We start from the raw sequence: 25,770 nt of genomic DNA on the forward strand, positions 1-25,770 counted from the left end.
TTAAAAATAAATCAAAACACATATATTGTTAATAGTTTTGATTGTATTAAATAAACTGTATCTTTGTTTAAACGATTAAGCAAAGATATAAAATTTTGGTAAAAAAAAACAAAACTACAATAAAAGATATTGCAAACGTGTTAAATATCTCTGCTGCTGCTGTTTCTAAAGCCCTACATAATGACTCCAGAATTAGCGAAAAAACTAAAAAAGCAGTAAGACAAGTTGCCAAAAACTTAAATTATCAGCCTAATCATTTGGCTAGTGCTTTAAGAAGTGGAAAAAGTAATTTAGTTGGTGTTATTGTACCAAAAACAAATAGTAATTTCTTTTCTGCTACCATACATAATATAGAAGAAGTATTAAATGAAAAAGGTTATAATATTATTATAACTCAATCTAACGAATCTTTTGAGAAAGAATGTAAAAATATAGACACTTTGCTATACACACAAGTTGATGGTATTATTGCTTCGATGGCTAACGAAACTGTTAATTTAGAATATTACGAAAAAATTAAAGCTGCTGGCATACCATTAATTACTTTTGATAGAGGTGAAAATGATTTAAATGTAGATTATATAGGTATTGATGATTACGAAAGTAGCCATACAATCGTTAATCATTTAGTTGCACAAGGTTGTAAAAGAATTGCGCATATTGGTGGTTATAAAAGAACCCGAATATTTAACAACAGAATTAGAGGTTATGTTGATGCTTTAAAAAAACACAACCTACCTTTAGATGAAGAGCTTTTATTAGAAAGTAGTTTAACTATAGAAGATGGTAGGGAAAAAATGAAGCAATTGTTAGCCTTAGAAAATAAACCTGACGCTGTTTATGTTGCAGGAGATTATGCCGCTTTAGGAGCTTTACAAATTTTAAAAGAAAACGACGTTAAAATACCTGAAGAAATTGCACTTGTTGGTTTTGGTGATGAGCCTTTTTCTGCAATGGTTACGCCATCAATAACGAGTATAAATCAGCATAGTTATAAAATTGGTAGAATTGCTGCTGAAACTTTTTTAGAATACATTAAAAAACCTAAAATAGAGCAATCATTAAATAAGATTATTCTTGAATCTGATTTAATAATTAGAGCATCTTCTTTAAAGAAGAAATAGTTTTATTCGATTTTATTAAATAAATTCTAATTTACTATAAGTTTTATTTCAATTCCAGGCTTCATTTACATTTAATATTTGTCTAGAATCTATACTGTAAATTAAGAGTTTAGTCAAAAACTTATTTAAAATAATTTTTAAAACACATATAATTAAAGAAATATCTTTTACTTTAATCTATAATCACCCCTAAAAAGATAGATTACAATTAAACATAAAATAATAGAAGAAAAAAAGGACTGATATTAAAATATCAGTCCTTTATTAGTTACAATTTATAAATCCCCCAACTTATAATTGTTATAATTATACTACAAATATAAAATTGATTCCTAATTAGGTATGTAAATTGTAGTTTAAATACAGATAAGTGTCGATGAATGGTGTAAAGGTTGCGTTAAGTTGAATTTTATAATAAATTTAACTTTTTCATTAGCTCACTTTTGTTAGATCTACTTACAGGAATAACATCTTTCTTTATTAAAACCGTATTATCCTCTATATCTATAATTTCAGAAATGTTTATTATAAATGATCTATGTACTTTAAAAAAAGAATCTGTAGGTAATTTATCTTCAATTTTCTTTAAAGTAGAATGTACTATATAGTTTTTTTGTTCCGTTTTTATATTGATGTAATCTCCCTTTGCCTCAATTAAATAAATACTTGGTATACTAACTTTAACCAATCTTCTATCTACATTTACATAAATAAAATCTGATTTTGCTTTCTCTTTTGTCTTTGGTTCTCCTACAATGGTAAAAGATTCTAGCTTTTCTAAAGATTTTTCAAAACGCTCTTTTGTAATTGGTTTTACCAAATAATCTACAACACTTTTATACTCAAAAGCTTCTAGCGCTAAATTTTTATCGCTAGTAGTTAGAATTATTTTTGGAGGGTTTTTAAGTGTTTGTATAAAATCGAAACCCGAAAAAGTTGGCATATGAATATCTAAATATACTAAATCTACACTTGCAGTATTTAAATATTTTATAGCATCTATTGCAGATGAAAACTCATCAACAACATTAATTTTTTCTGTTTTTAAGCAAAGTTGTTTTGTTATTAACCTTGCAGTAGCATCATCATCTATTATTATACAATTCATAATATAATGTCGGGAAACTTTTATTCGTATAAATATACGTGAATTTTGTCTAAAACTTCAAGAAAATCCTTGTGCAATTCTGTATTAGCTTTTTTTAAAGCCAATTCATAATCTGCTGCTGTTTGTAAGCCATTGTTTAAAGCTAATAAACTTATTTTATGCTTTATTTTATGAACATTGTTAGAAGCTTCTATATAGTTTTTAGAATTAAAATTTTGTTTAAATAAATCAACTTCTTCAGGAAATTCAGTTTTTATAATCTCTAAAATACTATTTTGAAACTCTATATCGTTTCCAGATATTTCTTTAATTACTGATAAATTAGGTAGTTCCATAAATATTCTTTTAAAGTTGAAGTATCAACTTATACAAAAATACGAATATTTATGAATTAGATAAGCTTGCTCTATTCCAATATTGCAACAATGAGGTTACTTTGTTTATGTAATCTGCATATTTTAAGGGTTTAGAAAAATAACCAGATATGCCCATTCCATAGCCTTTTTCTAAATCTATTTTACTTTCTGAGGTAGACATTATTACAACCGGTATTGGTTTAAGTCTAGAATCGCTTTTTAAAGCTTTTAAAAACTCAAATCCATCCATTTTTGGCATATTAATATCAGTTATAATTAAATCGAAAGAATTATTCTTATCACTTAATAAAGTAAAAGCTTCTTCACCATTAAATGCCTCTAAAACAGCACAATTAGAATTTACTTTTTGACACACTTTTTTAAACTTTAATCTTTCTATTTTATCATCATCTACTAAAAGTATTGTGAGGGATTTCATTTAAAGAAATTTTTGTGATAAACAAAGATGCCACAATAAATTACATTATAATTTATTATTTGACAAGTCGTTTGCAGACTTCCTTAAATGGTAAATTTTAATAGTTAAGTTGTTTTACTACTTAAATACTTATCTGTCTTTCAATCTGTTGATCTAAAGAAATAAAAGTTTCGGTTCTAGAAACACCTTTAATATTCTGAATGGTTTTATTTAAAAGAATCATTAAATCCTCATTATTTTTACATAATATTTTAATAAAAATAGCATAATTACCTGTTGTGTAATGGCTTTCTACTACTTCTGGTATTTCTTTTAATCTTTTAACAGCAGATGAATATAAACTAGCAGAATCTAAAAAAATACCTACAAAAGCTGTTGTAGTGTATCCTAAAGATTTCGGATTTATGATCATTCTATAACCATCAATCAATTTAGATTTTTCTAACTTTCTTAAACGTTGATGAATTGCTGCCCCAGAAATACCAACTTCTCTTGCAATGCTTAAAACAGGAGTTCTTGCATCTTTTACCAATCTTTTAATGATGATTTTATCAATTCCGTCAATTTTCATATTTTTCCTATTTTTAGCATAAATATAAAAAAAATAGAGAATACAAAGCTGTATTCTCTATTTAATATCAAATTAAAACGGTTTTAAGCCTTAGACTTTCATTTCAAAATCTTCCATAAACTTAGTAGTATAGTTACCAGCAACATAATCTGGGTGCTCCATTAACTGTCTATGAAAAGGTATTGTTGTTTTTACACCTTCTATTACAAATTCATCTAATGCTCTTTTCATTTTATTAATTGCTTCTTCTCTAGTTTGAGCAGTTACAATTAATTTAGCAATCATAGAATCGTAATTTGGCGGTATCATATAACCTGCATATACGTGTGTATCCATTCTAACTCCATGGCCACCAGGTGTATGTAAAGTTGTTATTTTACCAGGTGCTGGTCTAAAATTATTATAAGGATCTTCTGCATTAATTCTACACTCGATAGAATGTAACTGCGGATAATAGTTTTTACCAGAAATTGGCACTCCTGCAGCTACTAAAATCTGCTCGCGAATTAAATCGTAGTTTACAACCTCTTCTGTAATTGGATGTTCTACTTGAATTCTGGTATTCATTTCCATAAAATAGAAATTTCTATGTTTATCTACCAAAAATTCTACAGTTCCTGCACCTTCATATCCAATAAACTCTGCAGCTTTAACAGCAGCATTACCCATATTTTCTCTTAATTCATCTGTCATAAAAGGAGAAGGAGTTTCTTCTGTTAACTTTTGATGACGTCTTTGTACAGAACAATCTCTTTCTGATAAATGACATGCTTTACCATAAGAATCTCCAACAATTTGAATTTCGATATGTCTTGGCTCTTCAATAAGCTTTTCCATATACATATCGTCATTACCAAAGGCAGCTTTAGATTCTTGTCTTGCAGAATCCCAAGCTTCTTTTAAATCTTCTGATTTCCAAACTGCACGCATTCCTTTACCACCACCACCTGCAGAAGCTTTTAGCATTACTGGGTAACCTGTTTCAACTGCTAGTTTTTCGCATTCTTCAAAATCTTGAATTACACCTTCTGAACCAGGAACACAAGGCACACCTGCTGCAATCATTGTAGATTTAGCATTAGCTTTGTCTCCCATTTGATCTATCATTTTACCAGTAGCACCAATAAATTTAATATTATGCTCTTCGCATAAATTAGAAAACTTGGCATTTTCTGATAAAAAACCATAACCAGGATGAATAGCATCTGCATTAGTAATTTCTGCAGCAGCTATAATATTTGGCATTTTTAAATAAGACTCGCTACTTGGAGCTGGGCCAATACAAACTGCTTCATCTGCAAAACGAACGTGTAAACTTTCTTCATCTGCTTTAGAGTATACTGCAACAGTTTTTATACCCATTTCTTTACATGTTCTAATAACACGTAAAGCAATTTCGCCTCTATTGGCTATCAATATTTTTTTAAACATAGTATAAGAGTTTTAGGTTATGAGTTTTGAGTTATGAGTTAGAAAATCTACTATCTAAACCCCAAAATATAAACTCTTTCTATTATGATGGATCTACTAAAAATAAAGGTTGATCAAATTCTACTGGAGAAGAATCATCTACTAAAACTTTAACAATTTTACCTGATACTTCAGATTCAATTTCGTTGAATAATTTCATTGCTTCAATTACACAAACTGTATCACCTGAATTAATAGTTGTACCAACCTCTACAAAATTTGGTTTGTCTGGAGCAGGCTTTCTGTAAAAAGTACCAATTATTGGCGATTTTACAGTAATAAATTTAGAATCGTCATTAGCAGCTGCTGGTGCAGGTGTAACTGGATCTATTATTTGAGTTGTTATAGGAGCTGGAGCAGCTGGTTGCGCTATTGGAGCAGCTTGTACAATTGTAGTTTCTGTTTTTTCTGAACCAGTTCTAATTGTAATTTTTATATCTTCCATTTCTAACTTTACCTCGCTAGCGCCAGATTTTGCTACAAATTTTATAAGATTTTGAATTTCTTTAATATCCATTTTTCTTATTGTTTAGTTAATTAGTTTTAAGAATTATACGCCCATTTTAGATAAATAGCTCCCCAAGTGAAACCACCTCCAAATGCTGCAAAAATTAAATTATCGCCTTTTTTTAATTGACTTTCGTAATCTGCTAATAAAAGAGGTAAAGTACCTGATGTTGTATTACCATACTTTTGTATGTTCATCATTACTTTTTCTGGACCAACACCAACCCTATTGGCTGTTGCCTCAATAATTCTTTTATTTGCTTGATGTGGTACTAACCACTGAATATCTTTTTCTGAAAGATTGTTTCTAGTTAGCATTTTTTCTGAAACTTCTGCCATATTAGAAACTGCATACTTAAATACAGTTTTACCTTCTTGATAAACAAAATGTTTGTTTGCCTTAACTGTATCTATAGTTGTTGGCATTAAAGAACCTCCTGCTTCTATTCTTAAGAAATCTCTTCCTACACCATCACTTCTTAAGTACTCATCTTGTAATCCTAAACCTTCTTCATTAGGCTCAAATAAAGCTGCACCTGCACCATCACCAAAGATAATACAAGTTGCTCGGTCTTTATAATCGATAATTGATGACATTTTATCTGCACCAATTAAAAGTACTTTTTTGTATCTACCAGATTCTATATAACTAGCAGCTGTAGACATACCGTATAAAAAACTAGAACAAGCTGCCTGCAAATCGTATGCAAAAGCATTTACAGCTCCAATTTCTGAAGCTACATAAGCTGCTGTAGATGCTACTGGTAAATCTGGAGTTGCTGTACCCACAATTACCATGTCTATTTCTGCTGGGTTTATGTTTCCTTTTGCAATTAAATCTTCTGCAGATTTTATTGCTAAATAAGAAGTACCTAAACCTTCGCCTTTAAGAATCCTTCTTTCTTTTATTCCTGTTCTTGTAGTTATCCACTCATCATTGGTATCTACATAAGTTTCTAACTCTTTATTTGTTAGAATGTAATCTGGAACATATTTTCCTACTGCTGTAATTGCTGCAGAGATTTTTGTCATAATTAAAGTTTAAATTCTAAAGTTTTAGAATGGTCAAAAGTAATGAAAATTATTTCACTTTTTTAAGCGGACAACATCAAAAAGTATTCGTTTTAACTAAAAAACGAAAAAAAACTCTCAAAATTTGAGAGTTTTCGTAAAATTTAAAAAGCAAGTTACTAAGCTTCTGCTGCTGCAGATTCTAAAACAACTTGACCTCTATAATATAATTTACCTTCATGCCAGTGAGCTCTGTGATATAAGTGTGCTTCACCAGTTGTTGGGTCTGTAGCAATTTGCTGAGCAGATGCTTTATAATGTGTTCTCCTTTTATCTCTTCTAGTTTTAGATATTTTTCTTTTAGGATGTGCCATTTTATGTCTTTTTTTCTGTTATTAAATTCTTTAATTTATCCCACCTTGGGTCTGTGGTTTCCACAGTTTTTTCTTCTTTAATTTCTAATTCTTTTAACTTGTTTAAAGCTTCAGACTCCATTGTACCATCTATAACCTTCGGATGCACTCTTTTGTTAGGAACCGCCAAAACAATCATTTCATAAATAAATTGAGCTACATTAAACTCGTATGCTTCATGAGGTAAAATTAAAATTTCCTCATTATCATCATAATATTCTGGACCAAATTTTACTACTAAAGGTAATTCTGAATCTATTTCTTGGTCATATAACTCATTTGTTACATCACAAGGAACTTCTACAGTACCTTCTGTTATAAAATTAAGCTCAAATAATGTGCTTTTTTTTACAAAATTTAAAGAAACTTTAATCGATGAACTTACAAAATCATCATAATTAAAAGCTTCAAAGAACTTGTTATCAATTGAATAATTAAACTGGTGTTTTCCTTCTTTTAATCCTACAAACTGTATGTTGAATTGCTTTAAGTCTTTCATAGTCAAACATCAATTGAGCGTGCAAAGATACAAAAAAATGTATTTCTGCCATATTTTTATAAAAAAAAGATTATTTTTTAAATTTACCTTACTACCAAAGGTTTTTCAGTTAATTCATTATATTCTTTTCTACTTTTAAAAACCTGAATAGCAGTAAACAAAGCCTCTTTAAATGATGATGAATTTGCTACGTTTTTACCAGCAATATCATAACCTGTTCCATGATCTGGTGAGGTTCTTATTTTACTTAACCCTGCTGTAAAATTAACTCCTTTACCAAAAGACAGCGCTTTAAAAGGCGCTAAACCTTGATCATGATAGGTTGCCAAAACACCATCGAACTGCTTATAAGTTTCTGAACCAAAAAAACCATCTGCTGCATAAGGTCCAAAAACTAACTTACCTGTTGCTGCAATTTTATCTACAGTAGGTTTTATAACCTCATCATCTTCTTTACCAATTACTCCATGGTCTCCACAATGCGGATTTAATCCTAAAACAGCAATTTTTGGTTTACTAATGCCAAAATCTTGCTTTAAAGAAGTGTGCATAGTTTCTACTTTACTTTTTATCAATTCTGGTGTAATAGATTCAGCTACTTTAGATATTGGAATATGACCTGTAATTAAACCAATTCGTAATTCATCCGTCATTAAAATCATTAAACTTTTACCCTCTAAATTGGCTTCTAAATATTCTGTATGCCCAGGAAAATTAAATTCTTCTGATTGTATATTTTCTTTGTTGATGGGTGCAGTTAATAAAACATCAACTTTACCTTCTTTTAAATGTTTGGTTGCAGATGCTAAAGATCTTGCTGCATATTCTCCAGAAACCTTAGTTGCTGTACCCAATTCAATTTTTACATCTTCTTTCCAAATATTTAAAACATTTATTTTAGAATGATTTACTTGGTTTAAAGAATTGATTCCTTGAACAGGCACGTCAATACCTAAAACCTTTTTATGACTAGAAATGGCTTTTGTAGCTCCGAATAAAACAGGTGTACAAAAATCTAACATTCTCTTGTCTTGAAACGTCTTTAAAATTACCTCAATACCAATTCCGTTTAAATCTCCAATTGAAATTCCTACGATTATTTTATCAGTTTTATCCATAGTAAACCTTGTAATATGCTTATTTTTGTAAGTACAAAAGTAACCAATTTTTAACGATATGTTTACAGGAATCATAGAAACACTTGGCACAGTTACAAACGTAGTAAAAGAACAAGAAAATGTTCATTTAACTATTCAAAGTACAATTACTAATGAATTAAAAATAGACCAAAGTGTAGCTCATAATGGTGTTTGCTTAACTGTGGTTAATGTTAAAGGTAATGAATATACTGTAACTGCCATTAAAGAAACTTTAGACAAAACCAATATTGGTAAATTAAAAATTGCTGATATTGTAAATCTAGAACGTGCTATGAAATTAGGCGATAGACTTGATGGCCATATTGTACAAGGCCATGTAGATGAAACAGGAATTTGTACAAATATTAAAGACGAGAATGGAAGCACTGTTTATACTTTTGAATACAATTCTGATAAAAATAACATCACCATAGAAAAAGGTTCTATAACTGTAAATGGTGTGAGTTTAACTGTGGTTAATTCTACCAAAAACGGATTTTCAGTTGCTATAATTCCTTATACAAAAGAAAATACCACTTTTAAAACACTTAAAGTTGGTGATACTGTTAATTTAGAATTTGATGTGATTGGGAAGTATGTTGCTCGATTGACGAATTTGTAAGTTTTTGTTATTTATAAAAACTAGTTTTCTAACACATAAACAGTATCTAAAATTTTTCCGTTTTTATCTAATTTTATTTTTTGAATAAATTTATTTTCAAATGTGATTTCATTATTTTTTGGGTTTCCAGTTATAAATTTCACTTTATAATAAATATCTTTTTCAAAATTACCAGAGTAGTTTTTTGTTGTTTTTCCAAAAAAAACTTTTCCTTTATTTTTAAACCTGTATTTATATAATAAACCTGTATATCCTACTAACCTTATAGAAGTTACATCATAAACTACTCCATAAGCTTCAGATTTATTCGAAAAAAGTTCTGTTTTATTATTTAGATAAATATATAAGCCATAAGCCAAAATAATAAAGCCAAGAATCCAAGAATATTTTTGAAAGAAATTCACTAAACCTTAGCCTCTTTTTTATGCAAAAACCGCGTCAATTTCATAGAAAGATCTAGTAGAATAATTTTTGCATTTCCGTTTCTTTCTATGTGATACATGGCTTCACTAATTTCTTTTTCGATATCTAAAATGTTTCCAGAATGCACAAAAGGTGCAAATTTAGACAATTGAAAACCTGTTTTAGATTCCATAAAAACCAAATTATCTGACTTGTAATTGAGTAAAAGTGCTTGTCTAAAAAACTGCAAGCAATACTCTAAAAAACGTTTTTGAGTTTCTCTACCCGATTTTGCTATACTTTCTGACCAACCAATTAATTGCTGAACAACAGCGGTATTTCCTTTGGCTTTAAACGCAGTTCTAATCCAAGTTACAAACCATTCTTCAAAAACCAAATCAGAAGAATCGTTATGTAAAAGATGTAAAGCTTTATTGAAATTTCCTTCTGCTTGGTGTGCAATATTTGCAGCTTTGTTATCATCTACTTGATGATTAACAACCAGGGCATTTGCAATATCTTGTTCTGATAAAGCAGGAAAATGTAAAGCCTGACAACGCGATTTTATAGTATTTATAATCTGTTCTTCGTTTTCAGTTATCAACAGAAAAACAGTTTTTTCTGGTGGCTCTTCTATCAGTTTTAATAATTTATTGGCTGCAGCAATGTTCATTTTTTCTGCCATCCAAATAATCATCACTTTAAAACCACCTTCGTAACTTTTTAATTTTAGCTTTTTTACAACAGCCTCAGCTTCATCAACACCAATTAAACCTTGCTTATTTTCTACTCCAATATGTTGCAACCAATTAAACAAACTTCCATAGAGTTGGGTTTCTATAAATTCGCGCCAATCTTCTAAAAAGAGATTACTAACTGGGTGTTTTTTAACAGAATCATTGGTAGTTACTGGGAATGCAAAATGCAAATCTGGGTGCTGTAGTTTGTTACATTTTAGGTTACAAGCATCAACGTTATCAGAAAAATTACACAATAAAAATTGTGCATAAGCAATTGCCATTGGCAAAGTACCACAACCTTCTTTACCCACAAATAATTGTGCGTGCGGAATTCTGCCATTCTCAGCCGAAGTTTGCAAATGTTTTTTTATGTGTTCTTGACCTATAATTTGGTTGAAAAGCATAGGCAAATATAAAAATTAGTTCGCCACTAAATCATAATTTATAATTATAAATAGAACACAGTTTCTTAAAGTTTAAAATCGTGTTTTTAACACTGAATTCTAAACAAATAATTTACGCAAACGTTATCTTAACTTTTAAGTTATCAATTTTAGTAAACGTAAATAAAAAAGTATTTTTGTTAAAAATACTTTCAACAATGAAAACATTAAACGATTTTAATTTTAAGAATAAAAAAGCAATTATACGTGTAGATTTTAATGTGCCTTTAAATGATAAATTTGAAGTTACTGATGCTACTAGAATTCAGGCTGCAAAACCTACTATTATTAAGATTTTAGAAGATGGAGGAAGCTGTGTTTTAATGTCGCATTTAGGAAGACCAAAAGGCAAACAAGAAGAGTTTTCTTTAAAACACATTGTTGCTAAAGTAAAAGAAATTATTGGCGTAAATGTAAAGTTTGTTGATGATTCTATAGGTGAAAAAGTAGAAGAAGCTGTTGCCAATTTAGAAGATGGAGAAATTCTTTTATTAGAAAATTTACGTTTTTACGAAGAAGAGAAAAAAGGTGATGTTGCTTTTGCAGAAAAACTATCTAAATTAGGTGATATTTATGTAAATGATGCTTTTGGTACTGCACACAGAGCACACGCATCAACAACTATTATTGCTCAATTTTTTGAAGATAATAAATGTTTTGGAAGCTTATTAGCAAGAGAAATTGAAAGTATAGATAAAGTTTTAAATAACTCAGAAAAACCAGTTTTAGCAATTTTAGGTGGAGCAAAAGTATCATCAAAAATTACAGTTATCGAAAATATTTTAGATAAAGTAGATCATCTAATTATTGGTGGTGGTATGACTTTTACTTTTGTTAAAGCACAAGGTGGTTCTGTTGGAGATTCTATTTGCGAAGATGATAAAATGGAATTAGCGCTAGATATTTTAAAACAAGCCAAAGAAAAAGGTGTTGAAGTTCATATTCCTGTTGATGTTATTGCTGCTGATGATTTTAGTAATACTGCAAATACACAAGTTTTAGATGTTACTCAAATTCCTGATGGATGGCAAGGTTTAGATGCTGGACCAAAATCTTTAGCAATTTTTGATGAAGTAGTTAACAAATCGAAAACTATTTTATGGAATGGACCTTTAGGTGTTTTTGAAATGGAATCTTTTGCAAAAGGTACTATTGCTCTTGGGCATTCTATTGATAACTCTACCAAAAATGGAGCATTTTCTTTAGTTGGTGGTGGCGATTCTGTTGCTGCTGTTAAACAATTTGGTTTTGCAGATAAAGTAAGTTATGTTTCTACTGGTGGTGGAGCAATGTTAGAAATGTTAGAAGGTAAATCTTTACCTGGTATAGAAGCGATTTTAAAGTAAACGTTTATAACGTTTTTTGATTATAAATTTAAGCGTGTAATTTTTTAAAATTACACGCTTATTGTTTTATGATACTTTTAGTTATAATTTAGCTACTTCGTTTACAATTAATAAAAAAAGGCACGAATAAATATTAAATAATGAAATACACAACATTACCAAATACAGATGTAAAAGTTTCTAAAATATGTTTAGGAACAATGACTTGGGGTAAACAAAATACACAACAAGAAGGTTTTGAACAAATGGATTATGCCTTAGAACAAGGAGTTAATTTTTTTGATACTGCAGAATTATACGCTGTACCTGCAAGACCAGAAACGTATGGTGCTACAGAAGAAATTATAGGAAATTGGTTTAAAAAAACAGGTAATAGAGATAAAGTAATTTTAACTAGTAAAATTGCTGGTGCTGGTGCTTACACAGCTCACATTAGAGAAAATGGTTTTGCTAAAGAAGCTCTAATAGAAGCTGTTGATGGTAGCTTAAAAAGGTTACAAACAGATTATATAGATTTGTATCAATTGCATTGGCCAACAAGAGGTGTAAATACTTTTGGAGTTCGAGATTACCCATATAAAACTTCAGCAAAAGAAGCAGAAAATCATTTAGAGATTCTAGAAACTTTAAACGATTTTATAAAACAAGGAAAAATTAAACACATTGGTTTATCTAATGAAACCCCTTGGGGAACAATGAAATATTTACAAACTTCTGAAAACCATAATTTACCAAGACCTGTAACCATTCAGAATTCATATTCTCTAGTACATAGAGGTTATGAGGTGGGAATGAGCGAAGTTTCTTTAAGAGAAAATATTGGTTTATTAGCTTATTCTCCTTTAGCACAAGGTGTATTAACAGGTAAATATTTAAGAGGCAAAAAACCTGCTGATGCAAGAGGAATTTTATTCCCAAATTATATTTTAAGATACCAAACAGATTTAGTTGAATCTGCTGTTTTAAAATACGAAGATTTAGCAAAAAAACACGGTTTAACTTTAGCTGAACTATCTTTAGCTTATATAAATCAATTGCCATTTGTTACTGCAAACATTATTGGAGCAACAAAAATGAATCAATTAAAAGAAAATATAAATTCTATACATATTGATTTATCTGATGAAATTTTAGAAGAGATTGAAGCAATTCATAAATTAATACCTAATCCTGCACCATAAATCAGTTTGCAGTTTTTAGTATTCAGTTTTCAGCAAAAAAAAAAATCCGAAGTAATTATTTTACTTTGGATTTTTTTTAAGGAAATACTTTATAAATATCATTTCGCTTCAAGAAACGAGCGATTTCTATTTTTTTATCAGAATAGTAAAAACCTAATCTATAATCACCAATTCTAATTCTGTAGGCTTCTGGATGACCAGACATTTTTTTTACACTAGAAATTCCGAATAAATCATCTGTTTCTTCAAGATTTAAAAAAACTTTTGCCAAATTGTTTAATAACTTTTTGTCTTTTATTTTTTTTAAATCTTTAACTAAACTCTCTAGGTAAATTATCTCCATTTACTCTAATAATTTGAATACATCATCTCTACTAACTGTTTTAGCTCTATCAGCTTGTTGCATTAAAAGCAAAAGTCCAATGTCTTCCTTTTCTTCTTGAGATAAACTATCTAGTTGCTCTTTTTCTTTATTCTTAACAAATAATTCAATAGCTTTTTCCATTAGAGCTTTTACACTCAAACCTTCAAAAGCTGATAAAACTTTAAGTTTAGTAAGAATAGTATCATCTATTTCTACTAATTTTTTCATTTACAAGTATTTATATTTATTAAATATAATACAAATATATATTATATATACTTTATATACAATTTAATTCGATCTAAACTTAAAAACCCTTCCGTCTTTTAAACCGTAAACTTCTTTACTTTCTTTACAAGTTGCAAAACCATCCTCATCGAAAGTAAGTGTGTGCCCATATTCGCTAACCCAGCCAATTTGTTTAGATGGATTACCAACTACTAATGCATAAGGCAAAACTTCTTTTGTAACTACAGTTCCTGCACCAATAAAAGCATATTCGCCAATAGTATTACCACAAATAATTGTTGCATTTGCACCAATACTTGCTCCTTTTTTAACGATAGTTTTTAAATATCTATTCTTTCTATTAATGGCACTTCTTGGATTTATTACATTTGTAAAAACCATTGATGGGCCTAAAAAAACATCATCTTCGCAAGTAACACCAGAGTAAATAGAAACATTATTTTGCACCTTTACATTTTTACCTAAAACCACATTAGGAGAAACCACAATATTCTGACCAAGGTTACAATTCTCACCAATTTTACTGTTAGACATTATATGACTAAAATGCCAAATTTTAGTTCCTTTTCCTATTTTACAATTATTATCTACAACAGCCGTTTCGTGCGCAAAGTATTCCATTTCAAAAAATTAGGTTAGTTTTTAGTTCTGCAAATGTACTAAATATAAAAACCCAACTAAAAAGTTGGGTTTATTTTTTTAAATGTATTAATTTTTACTCTATTATAAAAGAAATTGGTAGGTTATACTTTACTTTTACAGGTCTGTTATTTTGTATTCCTGGAGAAAATTTTGGTAATTTGTTAATTAAACCTTTTGTTTCTAGCTTTAATTTAGCGTGTGGAGCTCTAATTTTAATATCAACTACATTGCCTTTATCATCAATAATAAATTGAGTACTAATTCTATATTTTCCAGAATTTAAGCCTAAATCATTTGCCAAACCAACATCAAAATTACGTTGTACAAATTTCTTCATTTTTTTATCGAAACAAATTCTGTTTTCTTCTTTTGACAAACCTTCACAACCCTTAAAAACTGGTGCATTTTGTACAAAGTCATAAGGTACATCTTCGATAATTGTTTCTGGTATATCTACTTCAATAATATCACCTTCATTTAATTCTACCTGCTTAACATCTGTAGGTTCAGGATCAATTAAGGTTTCTATAATTTCATTATCACCCTTTTCCACAGGTTCATCTTCTAAAAAAACAGAATTTTGAGCCACTTTAATCTTTGGTTGCTTTTTAGGTTCTCGTTTAAAAACGGGGACTTCATCTGGGTTTAGGTACACTGTTTCTGGCTGATGAAATTCTTTAGCCATAACAGATTTTTTCTCGGTTTTGTGCTCTAATGTTAGGTAGACAATAAAAAGCACTAATACAAGTCCTAACTGGGTAAAAATGGTTGAGAACTTTTCTAATTGTTTGGTTGGTAGTTTTTTTACGTTTTTCATAATTAGAAAGTTTTATATGTTAAGATTTTGTTAAACCAAATAGCGTGCCAAAATTTGATTAACTCTTTTTATTTAGTTACTTTTAAAAAATGAAAAAGAAAACAAGAATTTCTTTTATAATTATCTCTGCAGCTTTATTTTTCTTAAATCTGTTTACTTTGTTGTTTGAATATGATTTATATACAAAAAATATAATTCGTAATGTAGATATAAAAATTCATTTAATTTTTGGTGTATTATCCTTTTCTAGCGGCATCTTTAATTTAGTTAAAATACTACCTGAAAAGAAATTTAACATCAAATTACACAACCTATTTAGAATTGGTGATTTTGGTTTTGCTTCATTTTTATTAATTTTTTTTCTAATTGGTATTATTAAATTTATTAATAAAATTATAGCCAACACAGTTCTATTGAAAGACTTTTATATACTTATAATTGTGTATGTAGCTATTACATATTGTTTTTACCTGGTTACCGATAATCTAAAATTTCAAAAACAAATTGAAAAAAGAAAACAATTTCAAAAGCAACAATTGATAAATGAAATTGGTAAATAAAAAACAGCATCAAAATAAATTGATGCTGCTACACAATTAGGTAAAATTTACCTATATCTATCAATTGTGGTTTTCTCTTTTATCTAATAATTAATTTTTTTGATATTACTCCTTTTTCTGATTTTACTCTTATAAAATATATTCCTGATGCTAAATTAGCAACGTTAATATCTAATTCTAATTTATTTAATCCATTTTGAGTGATAATTTTATCGCCTAAAATAGTATAAACATCAACTTTTTGAAGTCTAGAATTATTAGTTAAAGAAACTGATACTTTTGATTTTGCTGGGTTTGGGTACACCAATAATTCTACATTTTGCTCTGTAAAATTATCTATTGATAAGACACTAGAATCATTTGCAGTTAAGGTAAAAGAACCTAAATCATTCTGATTACCTGAACTTTTACTAGAATTGGCTTCTAACCAAACTTTTAAATAAAATTTTGTGCCAACATTTAAATTCTGTAAAGAAATTGAAGTTCCACAAGCAATTGGAGCTAAACTTGCACAAGATTGATACACTGCAAATTTTAGTTGCCCACCAAAACCAGTACCTTCTATACTAAACTCACCTGTTTGGGGTACAATAACAGAAAACCAAACATCTGCTAACACAGTGCCAATTGCACAAGTTGGATTGTTGTTTGCATTACCATTATTTAAACTACCAGGAGTTTGTTGCCCAATTGTTAACGGAATTGCATTTGAACAATCGTCATTAAACGGAATACAATCTAAGCTAAACGAACTTGTAGCGTCTATGTGGATTAAGTTATCAGTAGCCCAAGTAACATCATCTACTTTAATGCAAGATAAATTTGGGTTATTTAAAGTGGTAAACAAACTTATTTTTGATGTATGATTGTTTTTTAAATTTAAGCCTGTTAATTCATTATCAGAAAGACTTAATTGTGTTAAATTTGGGTTATTTTGAATATCGAAATATTTTAATTTATTAGAAAAAGCATCGACGCTTGTTATAAGAGGATTAGAATACACATTTAAATTTTCTATTTGATTTGTGCTACAATTTAACACTTCTAATTTCGGGTTTTTACTTAGATCTAAACTTGTAAGTTGATTATTAAAACACCATAATTTAGTAAGTTCAGATAACCTAGAAACATCTAGATTTGTCAATTGATTAGTACCAATAAACAGTTCTTTTAGTTTAACATTATTATGTAAATCGATATTACTAATTGCGTTAGAAAATACATTTAAATTTTCTAAATCTAAATTGTTAGTTAAATCTAAGGTTGTTATATTATTATCGCTGGCATCTAAATCTACTAAAGCCACAAAATCTTCTATACCTGTAAAATCTGATATGTTTTTATTACTAACATCTAAAGTTGTTAAGGTTGCAATTTTTGATGTTTCTACATAACCATCATTATTTATACCATTTCCTAAGCCTAAAGATTCTATGTAAAGTTCAAAATTTAAATCAGGAATCTGAGTAAATTCTATACACTCTTCAACAAATAAACTTGTAGCGTCTTTATACCAAGAATTATCATTATAACTATAATTTTTATCATCTACTAAAATACAAGTTAAATTAGGATTGTTTATACTAGAAAACCTCTGAATTTCGGTATTATTTCCGTTTTTTAAATTTATTTGTACCAACTCATTATCATCGCAAGAAACTGTTTTTAAACTTGAATTTTTTGTGAAATCTAAGTTTAACAACTTGTTTTTATCAACTTCAAAATATTTAATTTTAATATTTTTAGAAAGGTCGAGTACTGTAATGGCATTTTCGTTAAATTCTAAGGATTCTAATTCTGTTAAAGAAGAAATATCTAGTAAAGAAATCTTGTTATCATTACAATTTACATCAACTAAATTAATGTTACTTAAAAGGTTTAAATCTGTAATTTGATTAGAGCTCAAATCTAAATAAGTTAAATTAACATTATTAGAAACATCTATACTAGTTAATTGAGCTTTTGTAATTGTTAAAGAATTTAAAGCTAAACTATTTGTTATGGAAATAGATGTTAACGGATTATTATAAGCGTAAACCTCTGTAAGTTTAGTGTTTTCTGATAAATCTAAACTTGAAACCAAAGTATTTGATAAAGAAAGTACTTCTAAATTTAAATTACTACTTAAATCTAAATTTGCTAAATCATTGTCTTGAAAGTACAAATGAGTTAGAGCAGTAAAACTTTTTATTCCTGTTAAATCTACTATATTATCTACAATACCAATATGTAATTGAGTAATATCTTTAACATCATCTTTTAATACTTTTCCGTTTACAATACCATCAGAATCTATACTTTTATCAATAAGAAATTGCTCAAAATTGGCATCTGGAATTATGGCATAAAGAGATGGTGTAGCAACGCAATTTGTATCTTTTCCTTCATCTATAATTGTCCAATTATTGGGTGCATCAGTTAAAGTGGTTCGTGCTGTTTCTGCTGTACAATAATATAAACCTTCTGCACCCAAAGTAACATTTTGTTGCAAATTTTGGTTAGCCCAACCAATTAATATTGAATCATAATTATTGGATGATATACCCGAGAATTTAAAAATTTCATTCATTTTTGTAACCTTACTTACATCCCAGCTACCAATATTTTGATTAAAGTCTGAAGCATTATTAAACATCTTTTCCATATTGATAACATTACCAACATTCCAGCCACTTATGTCTTGGTTAAAAGATCTAGAAACACCAAACATTAAGCTCATATCTGTAACTTTACTTACATCCCAATTACTTATATCTTGATTAAAAGAAATGGCATTATAAAACATAAAACTCATATCTGTAACCTTACTTACATCCCAACTACTAATGTTATTATTAAAGTTTCTTGTACCATAAAACATACTTCTCATATTTGTAACGTTACTTACATCCCAACCACTAACATCTGCATTTAATTGGGTAGCATTATAAAACATTTGCAACATATCACTAACATTGGTTAAGTTGGGCTTATCAGATGCGTTTATTGTTAAGAATTCACAACCGTGAAAAGCCCTTCTCATACTTTTCCAAGAATTGGTTCCCCAACTTTCTACTGTTTTAATATTTTTTTTATTATTATCAAAAGTTGGATTATAAATTTCGCGATAAAAATAAATTGCAGGAAAAGTGCCTGTAATACTTACAGTATAAGTTCCTTTTAGAGAATAAGTATGATTAGCGTCTCCTGTTTGGTTTGTAGAACTATTACCATCTCCCCAATCTACAGTATAATTATAAGTATAATCAGAATTGGTAGGAATAATAATATTTTGATTTGTTTTAGTGGTTTGCCAAGTTGTTACAAATTGGCTAAATGAAACCTGAACAAAAAATATAAGAATTAAAGTCTGTAATTGTGTTTTCATAATTTTCAATTTTTAAAATCCCATTTTTTTGTAATCGTTGGTATTGATATTTACTGATTTATCAGAAACACTTACAACTTGCATGGTAAATTCTTTGCCTTGATGGCTGCTATTCATTTCTAAAACAAAACCCGAGAAATACGGATTGTTCATTTTCATACCCAACATTGGCAATGCTTTATTTTGAATAGGAAAATCTTCTGAAACCCAAAAAGAAACACTTCCTTTTGAGTTGGTATAATCGTAATCTACCTTTACTTCTTCACATAAATAGCCGATAATTGTTTTGGTTTTTCCTGTCTTTTTATATTCAAAATCGCCTTCTTCTGGTAGTTTATCTTCCATATTAAATTGATTACCCATTTGCGCTAATGAAGTAGATTTTTTAATTTTCATACCAGCCATATTCATAAACATTGTAGATGATTTTGGTGTATTTACAACCAACATTTCTTGACCTTGCATTTCTTCTGCATTTATAGAAATTCCGTAAATATCTGGGTAACTACCAGTTAAAAAAACAATGTTTTGAGAGTCGCCTCTATCATCTGTCATTTTAAGTTCTATACTTTTATTAAAACTGAATGAAGAAGGAATGTTTACTGTGGGTACTGCTTTATTAAACATTGCCATTTTTTCATCTTTAGAGAGCGCATCAACAGCATCTTTTTCTTTTGTTTTTATTTCTTTAGTTATAGTATATTCTGGTTCTGTAGTATTAATCATACCATTTATAACAGCAGGTGTATTATTTACAAAATCTTCATTGTCTTTATGATTAACTAATTTTACATCACCAGAAAAATTTAAACTTACATTATTATCTTTGTTAAAAGTTATTGTTGATGTACCAGCAATTACCTCGAAATTTTGTGGCGCGTGTTCTTGCCCTCTTTCGTAAGTATATTTGCCTTTTACCAAAGCATTATAAGCTAATTTTAAAGTAGCTTCTTCAGGAATTTTAACTGTTTTGTTTTTTAAATCATCTATATTTTCAACATTCTTAATTGTTAAAATATAACCATCAAAAACATCTGCATCAGAGGTTCTCCAAAAACCTGTTATGGTAACTTTTTTACCTTGTTTATTTACTTTGGTTTTGCTTAAATCGTTTACACTAAAACTACCATAAAGGTTTGTGTGATTTATAGAAGCAGAACCATAAGATTTTAACCTTTCATCAGCAGTATTTGTTTTTGGTGCTTCTGTTTTACTTGTTTTCTTTTTTCCGTAAAGAATACTATCTACTTTTTTGTCAGCTTCTTTTTCAATTTTATTTTCAAGTTTTTGCTGTGCTTTCTTTTTTAGTTTTTTCCAAAGTTGAGCGTTAGCAGAAAATGTAAGCGCAAAAAATAAAAAACTGAATAATAATTTTTTAAAATTTTTCATAATCAATTTAAATTTTGGTTGATTTTATATTGTTACAAATATTCCTTTTCTATCGGCTTTAAAAAAGGAAACATGTATAAACTGCAACAATTACTGTATAGTTAGACATCTCATAAATAAAAGGTTATACTTACCAATTATCACCAAAACAATGCAAAAAACAATTAAAATCTTACCATTTGCACAGTTGTAAAATTTAATTAAGAAATATATTTTAACTTTGAGAAAATTGACTTCAATGATAAAAGCTGTAATAATAGATGATGAACCAAAAGCAATACAAGGTTTAAGTTGGGAGTTATGTAACTTTAGTAACGATCTAGAAGTTATTGCAACTTTTACAGAACCAGAAAAAGCAATACCATATTTAAAAAATTCTAAAATAGATTGCCTTTTTTTAGATATAGAAATGCCTACTATGGATGGTTTTCAATTTTTAGAAAAATTAGATAAAAAAGATTTTGCGGTAGTTATTACTACAGCTTATAATGAATATGCTATTACCGCTTTAAAAAAAGAAGCCATAGATTATTTACTAAAACCAATTGATACGGATGATTTGGCTGATACCATACAGAAAATAAAAAAATACAATTCTAAAAGCTTTAATGCAGATAAGTTCGAAGATATTTTATTGAAGTTTAACAACAAATTACATCACAAAAAAATAACTATAAATACAGATGGTAAATTGGTTTTTTTAGAACCAAAAGACATTTTTTATGTAGAGTCTGATGGTAATTATTCTACTTTATATTTATCTGATAACAAGAAAATTGTAGTTACCAAAAAACTAAAAGAAATTAACGAACTTTTACCTTCTGATCATTTTTTTAGAATACACAACTCTTACATTATTAACCTAAATAAAATAAAAGAGTTTCTAAAATCTGATGGTTATATTGTTTTAGAAAACAATGCTAAAATTCCGGTTTCTAGACAAAGAAAATCAGAATTTTTAGAAAAATTATAAGCTAATATATTATGCCAAAAATACTCCTATTTTTTATGTTCTGTTTCTTTATTTCTGTAACAACAGCTCAGAAGAAGAAAGCAGATTTTAATACGCAAATAGATAGTATTTTAAAGACAAGACCCACAACTTATAAAGGCATTAATTTGTATTTAAGACCTTTTAGAAGAGATACTGCTAAACTAAAAATATTAGCAGATAAGTTCGAAAAATCAAATTATTTAGATGGTAAAGCTTATGTAGAAAACCTTTTGGGCATACAATACAGAAATTATTCTTTATACCCAAAAGCAATCACTGCACACACTTTTGCTTTAGAAACTGCACAAAGAGCAAAAAGCATAGAATTTGAGGTTTTTAGCTTAAATATGTTGGGTGTAGATTATAGAAAAATGGATGCAAATAGAACGGCTTTAGACTATAATCACGAAGCATTAAAATTAGCAGAAACTGTTGCAGAACCTAACCTTGGTTTAAGAAGAAGTATTGCAGTTTCTTTAAATAGTATGGGTAATATTTACCTGCTTTTAAAACAGTATGATTTGGCCATTGAGCGTTTTAAAAAATCTCAAGAAATAGAAAAAAGTATCAATAACGAGCTTGGTTTGGCTATTAATTATCAAAACATTGGTTATGCAAAAGATGCTCAAGGTAAAACTGAAGAGGCTTTAAGTTATTTTCAAAAATCTTTAGCTATAAATAACAAGGTTAACAACACATTTGGGCAAATTATTTGTAAAAGTAGTATTGCAAATATGTACATAAAACAAGGCAACCCAAACAAAGCTATTGAGTTATTAAAAGTAAATCTAGTAACCGCAGAAAAACTAGGAAACAAGAAATATTTATCTTACGAATATTTAAATTTAGGATGGGCTCAATCCAAATTAGGGTTATATTCTAAGGCAGAAAAAAACTTAAATATAGGTTTAAATATTGCCAAAGAATATAACCTTTCTTCTTCTTTATCTTATGCTTACAGCCACCTTTCTGAACTTTATGAAAGTAAAAACGATTACGAAACTGCTTTAAAATTTTATAAACTATCAGACGAGTTTGAGAAAAAGATTTCTAACGAAAGAACCATTCAATACGTTAACGATTTAATTATAAAATACGACAGTGAAAGACAAGATAACGAAATTAAAAACCTTGCCAAACAAAATGAAATTGCACAATTACAACTAATAAAAAACAGAAATATTTGGGTTATTGTTTTGGGTAGTTTTATATCTGTAATTAGTATTCTATATTTTTTATACAGACAGCGCTTATTACAAAATCAAAAAAGGATTTTAACCTTAGAACAAGATGTTTTACGCACACAAATGAATCCACATTTTATCTTTAATGCTTTAAATTCTATTAAGCATTATATTATAAATAACGAACAAAAGAATGCTGTACGTTACTTAAATAAGTTTTCGAAATTGGTGCGTAAAATACTTGAATCATCAACCTTAAAAGAGGTTTCTTTACAAGAAGAATTAGAAACAATGGATTTGTATATGAACATAGAAAACATCCGTTTTTCTAATGAAATAGATTATACTATAAACGTTGATGAAAGTTTAAATTTATCAAAAATAAAAGTACCTCCTTTAGTTTTACAACCCTTTTTAGAAAATGCTTTATGGCATGGATTATCATCTAAAAAAGGAGATAAAAAAATAATTCTATCCGTTTTTAAACCTTCGGATGATTTTATTCAGATTGATATTGAAGATAATGGAATTGGTAGAACAGCTTCTGCCAAAATAAAATCTGAGAAAGTTATCAATAGAAAATCGATAGGAATTGATTTAACCAAAGAACGCTTACAAAACTTTATTAAAGATTTTCAAAACCCTTTTAGCCTTATTTTTGATGATTTATTCGATGATAAGAAAAACCCAAAAGGAACCAAAGTTGCTCTGAAAATACCAATAAGTTAAAATGTATGAGTCTATTTTTTCAAGATTTTTCCTCTTGGCTACAAGGGATGCTTTTTATTTTAATTATTTACCATACAACCTCTTACTTTTTTACAAAAGATAAGAGTTTTGCTATTTATGCAGCTTATTTATTATTGGTAACTATTTATTTAATTCCTAAAACAGCCAACGATACTTCGCTTTATTTAGCCGAAAAATTCAACTATTTTTTTAATGCTTTTAACTGGATTATTCAGATTTGGTATTGGATGTTATATAGTTGGTTTTGTATAAATTTCTTAAACCTAAAAGAAAAAGATATCCGTTTAGCTGTACAAATAATGCTTTATATTTTAGTAACAACTGTTTTTTGTACGCTATTTTTTATTGTTGATTATTTCTTGCTTCATCAACAATATATGACTCGTTTTTTCTTGTTTGTTTATACCCCTATTTCCTTAATCATTATTTCTTTTTTTATAAAAGCCATTTATAAATTTAAAGACAAAATCAATAAATTCTTTATAATTGGTTTAGTTTTCTTTTTAGGATTTTCGGTAATAGCACTATGTTTATCTTTCGTAGAAAATTATCCTTTTACAAACATAGATCCTATTGGTTTTTTTAAGATTGGTGTTTTATTAGAGGCTATTATCTTATCTATTGGTTTGGCTTATAAGTATCATAATTACAGAAAAGAAAGAGATAATTATAATGCTTTATTAATTGCCGAACTTCAAAAAAATGATGCTTTAAAAGATCAATTAAACGAAAAATTATCAGAAAAAGTAGAGAATCATAAATTAGCCGAAGTTCAAGCTTTGTACGAAAAACAGATTAATGAACTTAAATTAACCAGTTTACTGAGTCAAATGAATCCGCATTTTATATTTAATGCCTTAAACTCAATTAAACTTTATATAATTAATCATGAACCTAAAATAGCTGCTTATTATTTAAACAAATTTTCTAAACTAATTCGTAAAATTTTAGAAGCTTCTACCACCAAACAAGTTACACTACAAGAAGAATTAGAAACTATGGATTTATATATGACCATAGAAAATATTCGTTTTTCTAACGAAATAGATTTTAATATAAATGTAAACGAAATTATAGATCTTAAAGCAATACAAATACCGCCATTAGTTTTACAGCCTTTTTTAGAAAATGCGCTTTGGCACGGATTATCTTCTAAAAAAAAGAATAAAAAAATTTCAGTTTCTATAGTAAAGAAAACAAAAAAACATATTCAAATAATTATAGAAGATAATGGTATTGGACGAAAAGCATCTGCTAAAATTAAAGCAGAAAAATCGATAAATAGAAAATCGATTGGAATAAATTTAACTAAAGATCGTTTCACAAATTTTGTAAAAAACCTACAAAACGATTATACCATTATTTATGAAGATTTAAAAGATAAGAACAATAAACCACTAGGTACTAAAGTAATTATAGAACTGCCTTTACTTTAAATGTTTGGCAGCTACTTTTTCTAATTCATCGTACCAATTTTGCCCAAACTTTCTAATTAAAGCCTGTTTTACAAACTTATAAATTGGCACTTGTAATTCTTTACCTAAAGTACAAGCATCATCACAAATTTCCCATTTATGATAATTAACTGCAGAAAACTCGCTGTAATCTTTAACTCTTACTGGGTATAAATGACAAGAAACTGGCTTTTTCCAACCAATTTCTCCTTGATTATAGGCTTCTTCTATAGCACAAAGCGCTGTATTTTTTTCATCAAAAATAACATAAGCACAATCTGCACCATTAATTAAAGGTGTTTCTAATTCATCCCATTCACTGGTAGTCCAGGTTCCTTGTTTCTCAATTGCCTCTATACCTTCTTTTCTTAAAAAGGGTTTTACCTTCGGATAAATTTCGTCTAAAATTTGGGTTTCCTCCTTTTCTAAAGGAGCTCCAGCTTCTCCATCTACACAGCAAGCACCCTTACAGGCAGATAAGTTGCAGACAAAATCTTTTTCTATAATATCTTCTGAAACAATTGTTTTTCCTAGTTGAAACATATCAGCAAAAATAAGTATATTTTTTTCTGTTTTATTCTGATTTAATAAAATTTAGTTAACTAGTTTTGCAAAAAATTTAAAAATAA

27 protein-coding genes are annotated in these 25,770 nt (G+C 28.4%); 8 read left to right on the forward strand and 19 right to left on the reverse strand.

What is annotated here, in order from left to right; translation table 11 throughout:
• Positions 1–95: 95 nt before the first annotated feature.
• The gene (locus BW723_RS04465) at positions 96–1,124 is read left to right on the forward strand and encodes a LacI family DNA-binding transcriptional regulator (RefSeq protein ID WP_068361712.1); all 1,029 of its coding nucleotides are present in this window, start codon (positions 96–98) and stop codon (positions 1,122–1,124) included.
• A gap of 409 nt (positions 1,125–1,533) precedes the next feature.
• Here the strand turns inward: BW723_RS04465 and BW723_RS04470 are convergent, their stop codons facing one another.
• From BW723_RS04470 to pdxA, 10 genes are all read right to left on the reverse strand, one after another.
• A complete protein-coding gene (locus tag BW723_RS04470) occupies positions 1,534–2,232 on the reverse strand; it encodes a LytR/AlgR family response regulator transcription factor (RefSeq protein ID WP_068361709.1) in 699 nt (232 codons plus the stop codon).
• 20 nt (positions 2,233–2,252) lie between these two features.
• A complete protein-coding gene (locus BW723_RS04475; RefSeq protein ID WP_068361706.1) occupies positions 2,253–2,567 on the reverse strand; it encodes a hypothetical protein in 315 nt (104 codons plus the stop codon).
• Between the two features lie 49 nt (positions 2,568–2,616).
• Positions 2,617–3,027: a response regulator gene (locus BW723_RS04480; protein ID WP_068361703.1), complete on the reverse strand. Its 411-nt coding sequence runs from the start codon at positions 3,025–3,027 to the stop codon at positions 2,617–2,619.
• A 121-nt stretch (positions 3,028–3,148) separates the two neighbouring features.
• On the reverse strand, positions 3,149–3,598 hold the full coding sequence (locus BW723_RS04485; protein ID WP_068361700.1) for an Lrp/AsnC ligand binding domain-containing protein: 450 nt from the start codon (positions 3,596–3,598) through the stop codon (positions 3,149–3,151).
• Between the two features lie 90 nt (positions 3,599–3,688).
• Complete coding sequence (gene accC / locus BW723_RS04490) at positions 3,689–5,029, reverse strand: acetyl-CoA carboxylase biotin carboxylase subunit (RefSeq protein ID WP_068361697.1); 1,341 nt, start codon at positions 5,027–5,029, stop codon at positions 3,689–3,691.
• Positions 5,030–5,111: 82 nt separating this feature from the next.
• Positions 5,112–5,585 (reverse strand): acetyl-CoA carboxylase biotin carboxyl carrier protein, encoded by a 474-nt coding sequence (accB, locus tag BW723_RS04495; protein WP_068361694.1) that lies wholly within the window; start codon positions 5,583–5,585, stop codon positions 5,112–5,114.
• Positions 5,586–5,611: 26 nt separating this feature from the next.
• A complete protein-coding gene (locus BW723_RS04500; RefSeq protein ID WP_068361691.1) occupies positions 5,612–6,607 on the reverse strand; it encodes a beta-ketoacyl-ACP synthase III in 996 nt (331 codons plus the stop codon).
• Between the two features lie 158 nt (positions 6,608–6,765).
• The gene (gene rpmF / locus BW723_RS04505; RefSeq protein ID WP_068361688.1) at positions 6,766–6,960 is read right to left on the reverse strand and encodes a 50S ribosomal protein L32; all 195 of its coding nucleotides are present in this window, start codon (positions 6,958–6,960) and stop codon (positions 6,766–6,768) included.
• Position 6,961: 1 nt separating this feature from the next.
• Positions 6,962–7,498, reverse strand: coding sequence for a YceD family protein (locus tag BW723_RS04510; protein WP_068361685.1), 537 nt, complete (start codon positions 7,496–7,498; stop codon positions 6,962–6,964).
• A gap of 83 nt (positions 7,499–7,581) precedes the next feature.
• A complete protein-coding gene (gene pdxA, locus BW723_RS04515; protein WP_068361682.1) occupies positions 7,582–8,616 on the reverse strand; it encodes a 4-hydroxythreonine-4-phosphate dehydrogenase PdxA in 1,035 nt (344 codons plus the stop codon).
• Positions 8,617–8,674: 58 nt separating this feature from the next.
• Here pdxA and BW723_RS04520 point away from each other — a divergent pair, with 58 nt between their 5' ends.
• On the forward strand, positions 8,675–9,259 hold the full coding sequence (locus BW723_RS04520) for a riboflavin synthase (RefSeq protein WP_068361679.1): 585 nt from the start codon (positions 8,675–8,677) through the stop codon (positions 9,257–9,259).
• A 20-nt stretch (positions 9,260–9,279) separates the two neighbouring features.
• Here BW723_RS04520 and BW723_RS04525 read toward each other — a convergent pair whose 3' ends face one another.
• Both BW723_RS04525 and BW723_RS04530 read right to left on the reverse strand, forming a co-directional pair.
• Positions 9,280–9,663: a hypothetical protein gene (locus BW723_RS04525; protein WP_068361676.1), complete on the reverse strand. Its 384-nt coding sequence runs from the start codon at positions 9,661–9,663 to the stop codon at positions 9,280–9,282.
• Complete coding sequence (locus tag BW723_RS04530; protein WP_068361673.1) at positions 9,663–10,805, reverse strand: DNA polymerase III subunit; 1,143 nt, start codon at positions 10,803–10,805, stop codon at positions 9,663–9,665. The genes BW723_RS04525 and BW723_RS04530 overlap by 1 nt, the downstream gene beginning before the upstream one ends.
• A 197-nt stretch (positions 10,806–11,002) precedes the next feature.
• Between BW723_RS04530 and BW723_RS04535 the strand changes: the two genes are divergently transcribed.
• Both BW723_RS04535 and BW723_RS04540 read left to right on the forward strand, forming a co-directional pair.
• Positions 11,003–12,190, forward strand: a complete 1,188-nt coding sequence (locus BW723_RS04535) for a phosphoglycerate kinase (protein ID WP_068361669.1) — start codon at positions 11,003–11,005, stop codon at positions 12,188–12,190.
• Between the two features lie 140 nt (positions 12,191–12,330).
• On the forward strand, positions 12,331–13,371 hold the full coding sequence (locus BW723_RS04540; protein ID WP_068361666.1) for an aldo/keto reductase: 1,041 nt from the start codon (positions 12,331–12,333) through the stop codon (positions 13,369–13,371).
• Positions 13,372–13,447: 76 nt separating this feature from the next.
• On the opposite strand, the gene BW723_RS04545 is transcribed toward BW723_RS04540, so the two are convergent.
• From BW723_RS04545 to BW723_RS04560, 4 genes are all read right to left on the reverse strand, one after another.
• Positions 13,448–13,714 (reverse strand): type II toxin-antitoxin system RelE family toxin, encoded by a 267-nt coding sequence (locus tag BW723_RS04545; protein WP_068361663.1) that lies wholly within the window; start codon positions 13,712–13,714, stop codon positions 13,448–13,450.
• Positions 13,715–13,963 (reverse strand): hypothetical protein, encoded by a 249-nt coding sequence (locus tag BW723_RS04550; RefSeq protein WP_068361660.1) that lies wholly within the window; start codon positions 13,961–13,963, stop codon positions 13,715–13,717. It lies immediately after the preceding gene.
• A 63-nt stretch (positions 13,964–14,026) separates the two neighbouring features.
• Positions 14,027–14,605: an acyltransferase gene (locus BW723_RS04555; protein WP_068361657.1), complete on the reverse strand. Its 579-nt coding sequence runs from the start codon at positions 14,603–14,605 to the stop codon at positions 14,027–14,029.
• A gap of 94 nt (positions 14,606–14,699) precedes the next feature.
• Complete coding sequence (locus BW723_RS04560) at positions 14,700–15,443, reverse strand: energy transducer TonB (RefSeq protein WP_068361653.1); 744 nt, start codon at positions 15,441–15,443, stop codon at positions 14,700–14,702.
• Between the two features lie 89 nt (positions 15,444–15,532).
• On the opposite strand from BW723_RS04560, the gene BW723_RS04565 reads away from it, so the two are divergent.
• Positions 15,533–16,003, forward strand: coding sequence for a hypothetical protein (locus BW723_RS04565; protein ID WP_068361651.1), 471 nt, complete (start codon positions 15,533–15,535; stop codon positions 16,001–16,003).
• 79 nt (positions 16,004–16,082) lie between these two features.
• Here BW723_RS04565 and BW723_RS04570 read toward each other — a convergent pair whose 3' ends face one another.
• Together BW723_RS04570 and BW723_RS04575 are read right to left on the reverse strand one after the other, a co-directional pair.
• A complete protein-coding gene (locus BW723_RS04570) occupies positions 16,083–19,370 on the reverse strand; it encodes a BspA family leucine-rich repeat surface protein (protein ID WP_068361648.1) in 3,288 nt (1,095 codons plus the stop codon).
• 12 nt (positions 19,371–19,382) lie between these two features.
• The gene (locus tag BW723_RS04575; RefSeq protein WP_068361645.1) at positions 19,383–20,759 is read right to left on the reverse strand and encodes a DUF4412 domain-containing protein; all 1,377 of its coding nucleotides are present in this window, start codon (positions 20,757–20,759) and stop codon (positions 19,383–19,385) included.
• A gap of 238 nt (positions 20,760–20,997) precedes the next feature.
• Here BW723_RS04575 and BW723_RS04580 point away from each other — a divergent pair, with 238 nt between their 5' ends.
• From BW723_RS04580 to BW723_RS04590, 3 genes are read left to right on the forward strand one after another with little or no spacing between them, the layout of a single operon-like run.
• Positions 20,998–21,732, forward strand: a complete 735-nt coding sequence (locus BW723_RS04580; protein WP_068361642.1) for a LytR/AlgR family response regulator transcription factor — start codon at positions 20,998–21,000, stop codon at positions 21,730–21,732.
• A 35-nt stretch (positions 21,733–21,767) separates the two neighbouring features.
• Positions 21,768–23,666, forward strand: a complete 1,899-nt coding sequence (locus BW723_RS04585) for a tetratricopeptide repeat protein (RefSeq protein ID WP_226789258.1) — start codon at positions 21,768–21,770, stop codon at positions 23,664–23,666.
• A 5-nt stretch (positions 23,667–23,671) separates the two neighbouring features.
• A complete protein-coding gene (locus BW723_RS04590) occupies positions 23,672–25,123 on the forward strand; it encodes a sensor histidine kinase (RefSeq protein ID WP_068361637.1) in 1,452 nt (483 codons plus the stop codon).
• Here BW723_RS04590 and BW723_RS04595 read toward each other — a convergent pair.
• Positions 25,115–25,684 carry a DUF3109 family protein gene (locus BW723_RS04595; protein ID WP_068361634.1) on the reverse strand — a complete coding sequence of 190 codons (570 nt, stop codon included), beginning with the start codon at positions 25,682–25,684 and terminating at the stop codon, positions 25,115–25,117. The two genes, BW723_RS04590 and BW723_RS04595, sit on opposite strands and share 9 nt — an antisense overlap.
• Between the last annotated feature and the right edge of the window lie 86 nt (positions 25,685–25,770).

It is taken from the genome of Polaribacter reichenbachii (assembly GCF_001975665.1).
GTDB lineage: Bacteria > Bacteroidota > Bacteroidia > Flavobacteriales > Flavobacteriaceae > Polaribacter > Polaribacter reichenbachii.